This window comes from Rhodococcus sp. (in: high G+C Gram-positive bacteria), assembly GCF_049286785.1.
Taxonomy (GTDB): Bacteria; Actinomycetota; Actinomycetes; order Mycobacteriales; family Mycobacteriaceae; genus Rhodococcus_F.
Map to the genome: position 1 here is coordinate 1 of NZ_JBAQEO010000226.1, position 1,683 is coordinate 1,683.

General features: G+C 51.0%; 2 protein-coding genes. Both read right to left on the reverse strand.

Annotated elements, in window-relative coordinates; translation table 11 throughout:
* Window positions 1-1,041 (reverse strand): UDP-4-amino-4,6-dideoxy-N-acetyl-beta-L-altrosamine transaminase (gene pseC, locus WAW17_RS09385; RefSeq protein ID WP_422332709.1); only part of this gene is annotated, 1,041 nt, incomplete at its 3' end.
* The coding region (locus WAW17_RS09390) for a polysaccharide biosynthesis protein (protein WP_422332710.1) at window positions 1,038-1,683 on the reverse strand (646 nt) is incomplete at its 5' end. The genes WAW17_RS09390 and pseC, both read right to left, overlap by 4 nt.

Consider the following 1,683-nt stretch of genomic DNA (forward strand, 5'->3'; position numbering starts at 1 on the left):
TCCCAAACCTTTATAGTAAGGCTGACGGGGCACCGGGATATAATGCAGGTTCACACCAATGCCTGCTACACGCATTCCCTCAAACACTTGGCGATGTGTCTTGCCGATTTCAGCAAGTTTCAGGCGAATTACGTACAAATGCATACCGGAATAACTGTCCGCGTGCTGCCACGGAGTAATCACCGGCAGATTAGCCAAAAGCGGCTCATATCGCTTGGCGATAGCGTGGCGCTTGGCGACGAATTCGTCTAGTCGCTGCATTTGGCTCAAGCCCAGTGCGGCGTGTATGTCGGTCATGCGGTAGTTGAAACCCAAGGCTATCTGCTGGTAGAACCAAAGCTCTTCAGATGCCTGGGGAATCATGTCTGCAGCATCGCTAGTGATGCCATGGCTGCGCAACATTTTCATACGCTTGGCTAACTGTGTATCATTAGTCAGTGCCATGCCGCCTTCGCCGGCGGTGATGATCTTGACAGGGTGGAAGCTGAATATGGTGATATCGCTGTAACGACAGTTGCCGATCGGTTCGCCGCAGTATTTACCGCCAATGGCGTGCGAAGCATCTTCGATGATCTTGAAGTTATATTGCTGACTAAGTGCGTGGATGCCTGCCATATCGCAGGGTTGTCCACACAGATGCACGGGAATCACAACTTTGGGTAGATTGCCGAGCTTTTCTGCGTGCGCCAATTTTTCTGCCAAAATCTCCACGCTCATGTTGTACGTGCACGGATCGATATCCACGAAATCGATCCGTGCACCGCAATAGAGCGCGCAGTTTGCACTGGCCACAAAGGTGATCGGAGAGGTCCAGACCACATCGTTTGGCCCCACGTCCAGCGCCAAACAGGCAATATGCAGGGCACTCGTAGCACTGTTCACCGCAATGGCATGTTGCGTACCGCAATAGTCCGAAACACTCTTTTCAAAAGCGGGAACAGCGGGACCTTGTGTCAGGTTGTCGGAACGCAGTACATCCACAACCGCCTGGATGTCTGCATCAGAAATGTCTTGCCGACCGTACGGAATCATCGTTGTCATATATGGCCAACCTTTTCACGGTTTTGTGCGATCCACGCTTGTAACGAAGCAATGCTCATCCATTCGAGATTGTTATCCGAACAGTAGGTGAAGTCCTCAGACACCTTCTTACCATCCTTGATACGGCATGGGTCGCTACACCAACCATTTATGGCGGGCAATATTTTAAAGTGCTCGGGGTATTCGTAAGTATAGAGCGCATCTTCTGTCCCAATCATTTGCTCATGGAGCTTCTCGCCAGGACGGATACCAACAATCTCGTGTTTTGCGTCAGGAACGGAGGCAAGCGCGACGTCAGCCAATTTCATCGACGGGATTTTTTTGACGTAAATCTCTCCGCCCACCATGTCTTCAAAAGCATGCCACACCAGCTCGACACCTTGTTCCAAAGTTATCATAAAGCGAGTCATACGAGCGTCCGTGATTGGCAATGTACCTTTGTCCGCAATCGAAAGAAAGAAAGGGATAACAGAGCCCCGTGAGCCCATCACGTTGCCATAACGCACCACACCAAAACGGGTGTCGTGTGCACCTGCGTAGGAATTGCCTGCTACAAACAATTTGTCGGATGCCAGTTTTGTCGCACCGTAAAGATTGGCAGGACTACTGGCCTTGTCGGTCGAAAGTGCAACGACACGTTTG